The following is a 10,554-nucleotide window of genomic DNA, read 5'->3' as shown; positions in this document are numbered from 1 at the left end:
GCCGATGCTGCTCATCTGGTCAAGGACCAGACGGTGGATGACAGGCGTTCAAGGTGGTGTCCAGTCGAGTAACGGTGGTCTGGCCAGTGACCCGGCTTCGGTCAAGGTCACCATCACCGGCAGCGACGACGCGCCGACGGTGACCGTTCACGACCTCGTCACCGCCGATGATCATAGCGCCATCAAGGGCAGCGCGGTGGGTGCCGATGTCGATACCGGCGACGTGGCGGGAGCCACTCCGGCCATTGCCGACAAGCTGCACTACGCCCTGGTGGACGGCGACGGCAACCATGTGAGCAGTCTGACCACCACCCACGGCACGGTGAGCATCAACGCCGATACCGGCGAATACACCTTCACACCCAATGCCGATGCCGCTCATCTGGTCAAGGACCAGACGGTGGATGACAGCTTCAAGGTGGTGTCCAGTCGAGTAACGGTGGTCTGGCCAGTGACCCGGCTACGGTCAAGGTCACCATCACCGGCAGCGACGACGCGCCGACGGTGACCGTTCACGACCTCGTCACCGCCGATGATCATAGCGCCATCAAGGGCAGCGCGGTGGGTGCCGATGTCGATACCGGCGACGTGGCGGGAGCCACTCCGGCCATTGCCGACAAGCTGCACTACGCCCTGGTGGACGGCGACGGCAACCATGTGAGCAGTCTGACCACCACCCACGGCACGGTGAGCATCAACGCCGATACCGGCGAATACACCTTCACACCCAATGCCGATGCCGCTCATCTGGTCAAGGGCCAGACGGTGGGTGACAGCTTCAAGGTGGTGTCCATCGATAACAGCGACGCGGCCAGCGACAACAAGGCGTTGGTCAGCGAGCCGGCCACGGTCAAGGTCACCATCACCGGCAGCGACGACGCGCCGACGGTGACCGTTCACGACCTCACCATTGCCGATGATCACAGCGCCATCAAGGGCAGCGCGGTGGGCGCCGACATCGATACCGGCGACGTGGCGGGAGCCACTCCGGCCATTGCCGACAAGCTGCACTACGCCCTGGTGGACGGCGACGGCAACCATGTGAGCAGTCTGACCACCACCCACGGCACGGTGAGCATCAACGCCGATACCGGCGAATACACCTTCACACCCAATGCCGATGCCGCTCATCTGGTCAAGGGCCAGACGGTGGGTGACAGCTTCAAGGTGGTGTCCATCGATAACAGCGACGCGGCCAGCGACAACAAGGCGTTGGTCAGCGAGCCGGCCACGGTCAAGGTCACCATCACCGGCAGCGACGACGCGCCGACGGTGACCGTTCACGACCTCGTCACCGCCGATGATCATAGCGCCATCAAGGGCAGCGCGGTGGGTGCCGATGTCGATACCGGCGACGTGGCGGGAGCCACTCCGGCCATTGCCGACAAGCTGCACTACGCCCTGGTGGACGGCGACGGCAACCATGTGAGCAGTCTGACCACCACCCACGGCACGGTGAGCATCAACGCCGATACCGGCGAATACACCTTCACACCCAATGCCGATGCCGCTCATCTGGTCAAGGGCCAGACGGTGGGTGACAGCTTCAAGGTGGTGTCCATCGATAACAGCGACGCGGCCAGCGACAACAAGGCGTTGGTCAGCGAGCCGGCCACGGTCAAGGTCACCATCACCGGCAGCGACGACGCGCCGACGGTGACCGTTCACGACCTCACCATTGCCGATGATCACAGCGCCATCAAGGGCAGCGCGGTGGGCGCCGACATCGATACCGGCGACGTGTCGGGAGCCACTCCGGCCATTGCCGACAAGCTGCACTACGCCCTGGTGGACGGCGACGGCAACCATGTGAGCAGCCTGACCACCGATCACGGCACGGTGAGCATCAACGCCGATACCGGCGAATACACCTTCACGCCCAATGCCGATGCTGCTCATCTGGTCAAGGACCAGACGGTGGATGACAGCTTCAAGGTGGTGTCCATCGATAACGGTGGTCTGGCCAGCGAGCCGGCCTCGGTCAAGGTCACCATCACCGGCAGCGACAACGCGCCGACGGTGACCGTTCACGACCTCACCACCGCTGACGACCACAGCGCCATCAAGGGCAGCGCGGTGGGCGCCGACATCGATACCGGCGACGTGGCGGGAGCCACTCCGGCCAGCGGCGATACGCTGCATTACGCCCTGGTGGACGCCAATGGCGAGCACGTGAGCAGCCTGACCACCGCTCACGGCACGGTCAGCATCGACACGGCGACGGGTGAATACACCTATACGCCGAAGGATGATTCCGGCTTGGGTGTCGGCCAGACTTTGGGCGATTCGTTCAAGGTCGTGGCGATCGACAACAATAACGTTGCCTCCAGCGTGGGCAATGTCGAGGTCTCCATCACCGGCAGCAACGACGCACCGGTTATCGATCTCAAGCATACCGACACCAGCATTAGCGTCACCGACAAGCTCGGCGGCGAGGGGCATGTGGTCGCCACCGATGCCGATACCGGCGTGGTGGACGGGGTCACCGTCGGCGCCGCCGACACCCTGACGTATTCGTTCGGCACCCACGCCGATGGCACGCCGATCCTGTCGGTCGAAACTCCCCATGGTACGGCGACCATCGATGCGGCCTCCGGTGACTACAAGTTCGTTCCCAACGATGCGGCCAAGGCCCTGCCCGAGGGCTCGTCCCAGACTGATCATTTCAGTGTCATCGTCTCCGATGGTCAGGGCGGCTCGGCCAGCCAGACCATCGACGTCGACGTCAAGGTCACCGGCACCACCAATCACGATCCGGTGGTCGATATTTCCAGCAGCACCGACGCCACCGCCAACGACCATACCGGCCTGACCGGCGGCCATGTGGCGGCCTCGGACATCGACCTCAACCAGACCCTGACCTATTCTTTCGGCTCCAATGACGACGGCAGCCCGATCACCACGCATGCCACCGACCACGGCACGGTGAGCATCGACGCCGCCACCGGCGAATACACCTTCACGCCGTCGGGCGATGCCGGCCTGGGCGTCGGCCAGAGCCTGGGCGACAGCTTCAAGGTGGTGTCCATCGACAACCACGGCGCGGCCTCGGAGGCCAGCACCGTCAACGTCACCATCACCGGCAGCAATGACGGCCCGACGGTGAGCGTCCATGACGTCACCACCGGCGACGACCACTCGGCGGTGTCGGGCAGCGCGGCCGGCCACGACGTGGACAGCGGCGACACGCTGAGCTACGCCCTGGTCGACGGCGACGGCAACCACGTGAGCAGCCTGACCACCGACCACGGCACGGTGAGCATCGACGCCGCCACCGGCGAATACACCTTCACGCCGTCGGGCGATGCCGGCCTGGGCGTCGGCCAGAGCCTGGGCGACAGCTTCAAGGTGGTGTCCATCGACAACCACGGCGCGGCCTCGGAGGCCAGCACCGTCAACGTCACCATCACCGGCAGCAATGACGGCCCGACGGTGAGCGTCCATGACGTCACCACCGGCGACGACCACTCGGCGKTCGTTGACCATCAAGGCCAGCGATCTGTTGTCCCATGCCAGCGACGTGGACGGCGACACCCTTTCGGTCTCCAACCTGTCGGCCAATAACGGCACCATCACCGACAACCACGACGGTACCTATACCTTCACCCCGGGCCACGATTTCAGTGGCAATGTTGAGCTGAATTACACCGTTTCCGACAGCCATGGCGCCACCACGGCTGGTACTGCCCACTTTGACGTTAACGCGGTGGCGGATTCGCCCAACCTGTCGGCGTCCAACGTCACGGTCGACCTCAACGCCGGTCAGGCCCAGACTCTGAGCGGCACCGGCGGTAACGACACCCTGGTCGGCGGTTCGGGCAACGACGTGGTCAGCGGCGGTGCCGGTGACGACGTACTGTACGGCGACGGTGCCGGCAAGGTGACCGTGGCGCTGAACATCTCCGACCGCCTCAGTGATACCGACGGTTCGGAGAGCCTGGGCAGTGTGACCATCGGCGGTGTGCCAGACGGCGCCAGCCTGTCGGCCGGCACCCATAACGCCGACGGCACCTGGACTCTGACTCCGGCTCAGTTGAATGGCCTCAGCCTGACCACCACCGAAGGCACCGATCTGCACCTCAGCGTGACGGCGACCTCCACCGAGGCGTCCAACGGTTCGACGGCTTCCAGCACCACCTCGTTCGATGTGCACTTCACCGGCAGCGCGGCCGGCAACGACGTGCTGGACGGCGGCGCCGGCAACGATACCCTGTTCGGCGGTGCCGGCAACGACACCTTGTCGGGCGGTACCGGTTCCGACCTGTTGGAAGGCGGTGACGGCAACGACGTCCTGAATTTCTCCGCCGACGGCACCTGGAGCGGCGGCTACGTGTCGCAGAACGTTGGCGACACCATCCATGGCGGCACCAACGAGACCTATACCATCACCGGTGACAACGTCAGCCAGGACGTGTTCCGCGGCGGCGCCGGCACCGATACCCTGGTCATGGGCTCGGGCAACGATGCGGTGTTCCTGGACGACGGCTACAGCGCCTCGCCGACCGGCGGCGGTCCGCGCCTCGAGGGGATCGAGAGCATCGTCGCCGGCGACGGCAACGACGTGGTCGATCTGACCTCCAACCGCTACAGCTATGGCGATGTGACCATCGACGGCGGCGCCGGCAACGACGTGCTCATGGGCAATCAGGGCAATGACGTCATCGACGGCGGTACCGGCAACGATGTGCTGTACGGCGCCTCGGGCAACGACACCCTGCGCGGCGGCGACGGTGCCGACACGCTGGACGGTGGCTGGGGTTCCGACACCATCGACGGCGGTGCCGGCAACGATCTCGGCATCATCAAGGGTGGCCAGTCGGCGGGTGACGTCTATGACGGCGGCAGCGGCACCGATACCCTGCGTGTCGACCTCTCCGGTTCGCAGTACACCGCCGCGGTGCGCGCCGAACTGCAGCAGTTCCAGTCCTTTATCGCCGACCCGGCCCATGCCGGTCAGAGCTTCCACTTCAACACCCTGGGGGTTGACGCGAAGAACTGGGAAAGCCTGAAGATAACGGTGGACGGCAAGGATATCTCGCTGGAGAACGCTCCCACGGTGACCAGCACCACCGCCGTGTCCACCGAGGAAGATCACTCGGGCGCCGGCCGCGTCAGCGGCACCGACCAGGATGTGGGCGACTCGGTCCGCTATCACCTGATGGATGCCAGCGGCAACCAGGTGGACAGCCTGAATACCGCCCACGGGACGGTGACCATCAACTCGACCACCGGCGAATACACCTTCACCCCCAATGCCGACGCGCAGAGCCTGCGGGCCGGCGATGTGCAGACCGACAGCTTCAAGGTGGTCGCCACCGACGGCACCATGTCGAGCGCCCCCACTACCGTGGGCGTCACCATCACCGGCAGCAATGACGGCGCGGTGATTACCGGCACCACCACCGGCAGCGTGGGCGAGGACGGTAGCCACTCGGTTACCGGCACGCTCAACGTCGCCGACGTGGATCACGGTCAGGCCCATGTGACGGCCCAGACGGTGCAGACCGACCAGGGTACCTTCTCGATCGGCGAGAACGGCCAGTGGACCTTCCAGGTCAACTCGGCCAATGCCGACGTCCAGGCGCTGGGCGCCAACGAGAGCATGACCAAGACCTTCGCCGTGGCCTCGGCCGATGGCACCGCCACTCAGAACGTGACGGTCACCATCACCGGCGCCAACGACAGCGCCACCATCAGCGGCACCACCACCGGCCGGGTGGGCGAGGACGGCAACGGCACCGCCACCGGCACGCTCAACGTCGCCGACGTGGATCACGGTCAGGCCCATGTGACGGCCCAGACGGTGCAGACCGATCAGGGCACCTTCTCGATCGGCGAGAACGGCCAGTGGACCTTCCAGGTCAACTCGGCCAATGCCGACGTGCAGGCGCTGGGCGCCAACGAGAGCATGACCAAGACCTTCGCCGTGGCCTCGGCCGACGGCACCGCCACCCAGAACGTGACGGTCACCATCACCGGCGCCAACGACAGCGCCACCATCAGCGGCACCACCACCGGCCGGGTGGGCGAGGACGGCAACGGCACCGCCACCGGCACGCTCAACGTCGCCGACGTGGATCACGGTCAGGCCCATGTGACCGCCCAGACGGTGCAGACCGATCAGGGCACCTTCTCGATCGGCGAGAACGGCCAGTGGACCTTCCAGGTCAACTCGGCCAATGCCGACGTCCAGGCGCTGGGCGCCAACGAGAGCATGACCAAGACCTTCGCCGTGGCCTCGGCCGACGGCACCGCCACCCAGAACGTGACGGTCACCATCAACGGTGCCAACGACAGTCCGACGGTGAGCGGCGCGGTCAGCCTCGGCCACACCGCCGAGGACAATTCCGTCACCTTCACCAAGGCGCAGTTGCTGGCCAACGCCCATGACACGGATGCCCATGACACCCTGTCGGTGACCAGCCTCAGTTCGACCCATGGCTCGATCGTCGACAACGGCAACGGCACCTACACCTTCACGCCCACCGACAATTACAGCGGTCATGTGGATGTCAACTACACCGTCAGCGACGGTCACGGCGGCACCGCGACCGGTTCCGCCGCCCTCGACGTGGACGCGGTGGCCGACAAGGCCTCGGTGTCGGTCTCCATCGGCGCGCCGGTGGAAACCCCCAATGGCAGCTTCACCGTCACCAACCTGGATACGACGGCATCGGCGGGTTACCACAATACCTACGGCTACTACGTCATGGACGATAACGGCAACCCGACCTCGGGCGGCGTGATCTGGTCCGACGTGCATGCCTCGCCCAACGCCTCGGTGACCATCAGCGGTGTCGATCCCGATCGGGTCGGCTTCTTCGTAATCCCCGATGGCGGCAGCCAGAATTCCACCCTGCACAATGGGACGGCGCTGACCTTCTCGAAGGACTCGTCGGGCAACTGGCAGGCCAGCGACAGCAGCGGCCATGTGCTGAGCGGCACCGGTGCCAAGGTGCTGTTCGACAAGAGCTCGCTCAACAGCGACCATCTGGTCCACAACGAGGACGCCAGCACCGTTTCCGGTAACCAGAACTGGGAAGACCTCGCGGGCGGCGGCGATCGCGACTACAACGACGTCAACATGTCAGTGACCTGGGGCACCGCCGCACCCACCGCCATGCATGCCATCAATGTTTCGGCCAATTTCCCCGACATGGATGGCTCGGAAAGCCACAGCGTGAAGATTTCGGGTCTGCCGTCCGGCTCGACCCTTTATCAGAACGGCGTGGCGCTGGTGGCCGGAGCCGACGGCTCCTACTCCATCAACCCCAGCCAGCTCACCGGCCTGTCGGTGAAGACACCGGCCGGGTTCTCGGGCGATCTCAACGTCAATGTCACGGCGGTCAGCGTCGACGGCACCAGCGTGGCCTCGTCTTCGGCTTCGGCCACGGTCCATGACGATCTCAGCAACCACGGACCGGATGCGGGGGATGCGGCCAGCGTCACCACCACCACCAGCACCGCGGTCAGCGGTCAGGTGGTGGCCACCGACATCGACGGTGACCATCTCCACTTCTCGTTGGGTACCGGAAACAACGGGCCGCAGCATGGCTCGGTGGTCCTTAACCCGGACGGTACCTTCACCTACACACCGACCGGCACCTACAACGGCACCGATACCTTCAAGGTCCAGATCGACGACGGCCACGGCGGCGCCACCACCGAGACGGTTTCCGTCAACGTGGGTCGCCTCAACCACGGGCCGGTGGCCGGCGATGACAGCCGCGTCGACAACGTGGCTCAGGGGCCGGCCCTGTCGGTGTCCGTGGGCGCGACGGTGGATGACGTTCATACCACCACGACCACGACGACCGTCGTGACCGGCAATACCGTGAGCTGGAACGGTCTGGACTCCATGTCCGATCCGACCACCGCCACCCCGACCACCACGATCAGCGGCGACCTCAATACCGCCATTAACGGCAGCAACAATGCCAACGTGATCAGCGTCGGCCGCGACAACAACGCCAGTATCAGCACCGGCAGCGGTGACGACCAGGTGACCATCGGCCACAGCGTCAACAGCGGCAGCAGCGGCAGCAGCGGCAAGATCGACCTGGGCAACGGCACCAATGCCCTGGACGTGGGCTCCGACGTCAACGCCTCGGTGTCCGGCGGTTCGGGCAACGATACCGTCCGGGTGGGCGGCAACCTCAACAGCAATATCGACCTGGGCAACGGCGACAACCGTCTGCAGCTGGGCGGCGACGCCAACGGGTCGATCTCCGCCGGCTCGGGCAACGACGACGTCAAGATCGTCGGCAGCCTCAACAGCAATATCGGCCTGGGATCGGGCGATGACGACCTGCAGATCGGCGGCTACGCCAATGGCAGCATCGATGCCGGCTCCGGCAATGACCGGGTGCTGGTGGCCCGTGACCTGAGCGCCAAGGTCGACCTGGGGGCCGGCGACGACTATCTGGAGGTCAAGGGCAATGACTGGGCGTCCATCGACGCTGGCTCCGGCAACGATACCGTCAAGATCGGCGGTGCCATCACCTCCAATGTGAACATGGGAGCGGGCGACGACCATGTGACCATCACCGGCCAGAACCTGTGGGTGACGGTGAGCGGCGGTTCGGGCACCGATTCCATCGAACTGACCGGCGTGACCAAGGCGCAGTGGGATGCCAACACCAACGGCATCAAGAACTACGTCAAGGATTTCGAGAACATCAAGTTCTCCGATGGTCAGGTGATCGGTGACGCCACCGCCTTCCAGGGCACCACCACGGTGACGACGACCACCACCACCCACACCTACGAGACGCCGATCACCGTTCGGGCGACGCTGAATGATCGCGACGGCAGCGAGACGCTGTCGCCGGTGACCATCGGCAACGTCCCGGCCGGCGGCCATCTGGAACTGAACGGCCAGGCTCTGACCCCCAATGCCGACGGCAGCTATACCCTGAACGTGTCGTCGGGTTCGCCGATGACGGTGACCCTGGTCACCGATACCCCGGTGACGGCCAGCAGCCTGAACCTCACCACCACGGTGTCCTCCACCGAATCCCATGGCGGCGACGTGTCGGTTACCACCCTGGTGGGGGCCGGCAGCAACGCTGGCGAGACGGTGGTCGATGATCGCATCGCCACCGGCACCGATCACAAGGTGACCATCAACGCCTCGGACCTGTTGGCCAACGACACCGATGCCGATGGCGATACCCTCAGCATCGTCTCGGTGGGTAATGCCCATCACGGCACGGTCAGCATCGACAATGCCGGCCACGTCACCTTCACCGCCGACAGCGGCTTCAACGGCACCACCACCTTCGACTACACGGTCAGCGACGGCCACGGCGGCACCGATACCGCCACCGTGTCGGTCTTTGTCCAAGACCCGAACCATGCGCCGGTGATCGACGCGGCCCATACCACCGCGACGTTGAGCGTGGACAATGCCCATGCCAACACCTCCAATATCGGTCAGGTAAGCGCCACCGATGTGGATGGCGACACGCTGACCTACTCGGTGCTCGACGGCGGCAGCCATCACGGCAGCCTGTTCGTCGATTCGAACAGCGGCGCGTTCTTCTACGATGCCGACGACACCAAGTGGAGCGGCACCGACTCCTTCACCGTTCAGGTGGATGACGGCAATGGCGGCCACGCGACCCAGACCATCTCGGTCCAGGTTACCGGCGGCTCCTCGGGCGGCAGCAGCGACGTTGGTCATGCCGTCGGCTGGGGCAATGGCGGCGGCCGCGACGAGAGCTGGGGCGCCAACGGTTCGTGGGAAGTGGACGGCAGCCACTCCGGTCACGTCACCCAGGCCACGGATGACGGCACTAACTGGGGCAGCGGCTGGCGCGGCGTGGACGTGGGCAACGGCGGTCACGCGGGAACCGGTGATTCCATCGATATCTCCAGCGATAACCGCCACAACGAGTTCTACAACGGCCATAGCGGCGATACACTGATCGGGGCCGGCGGCAACGACTACATGTCGTTGCAAGGCGCCGACGGCAGGCAGCACATCAGCGGCTACGACCATATCCAGTTGGGCGACGGCGATAATGTCGTGCTCGACATGACCACCACCAACTACGACTACGGCAACCTGACGGTGGCCGGCGGCACGGGTCATGACGTGATCTGGTCGGCCAGCGGCGACGACCTGCTGGTGGCCGGCAATGGCGGCAACACCATCCATGGCGGTGCCGGCAACGACACCATCGTGGCGGGCGCCGGCAGCGACAATCTGATGGGCGAGGACGGCAACGACACCTTCCTGTTCGACTTCGGAACCGGCCACGACACCGTCAATGGCGGCGCCGGGGCCAACTGGACCGATACCATCGACCTGTCCACCAACATGCATGAAGGGGCGTCGATCACCATCTCGAGCGGCGGCCATGACTGGACGGTGGCTTCGGATGGCGACCATGCCGCGACCGGCACCATCAATCTCGGTCAGGACAAGGCCGGCACCATCACGGTCCATAGCCACGAGGGTGACCAGACCATCGAGTTCACCAACATCGAGCACGTCAAGTTCTAGGGATGGGGTGAGCGTTTTATCGGGTCCGTCCGCCTGTCCACGGC

3 protein-coding genes are annotated in these 10,554 nt (G+C 65.1%); all 3 read left to right on the top strand.

The features are described from left to right. Positions 1-37: 37 nt before the first annotated feature. From CP958_RS12995 to CP958_RS26985, 3 genes are read left to right on the top strand one after another with little or no spacing between them, the layout of a single operon-like run. Positions 38-508 carry an Ig-like domain-containing protein gene (locus tag CP958_RS12995; protein WP_096702358.1) on the top strand — a complete coding sequence of 157 codons (471 nt, stop codon included), beginning with the start codon at positions 38-40 and terminating at the stop codon, positions 506-508. Further along, positions 505-3,564: a VCBS domain-containing protein gene (locus CP958_RS12990; RefSeq protein ID WP_096702357.1), complete on the top strand. Its 3,060-nt coding sequence runs from the start codon at positions 505-507 to the stop codon at positions 3,562-3,564. Before CP958_RS12995 ends, CP958_RS12990 begins: the two co-directional genes overlap by 4 nt. Next, positions 3,479-10,510 (top strand): cadherin-like domain-containing protein, encoded by a 7,032-nt coding sequence (locus CP958_RS26985; RefSeq protein WP_242442883.1) that lies wholly within the window; start codon positions 3,479-3,481, stop codon positions 10,508-10,510. Before CP958_RS12990 ends, CP958_RS26985 begins: the two co-directional genes overlap by 86 nt. Positions 10,511-10,554 lie beyond the last annotated feature (44 nt).

It is taken from the genome of Magnetospirillum sp. 15-1, from assembly GCF_900184795.1.
Taxonomy (GTDB): Bacteria; Pseudomonadota; Alphaproteobacteria; order Rhodospirillales; family Magnetospirillaceae; genus Phaeospirillum.
Note: the sequence above shows the minus strand (reverse complement) of the source record. Positions and strands in the feature narration are given on the sequence as shown.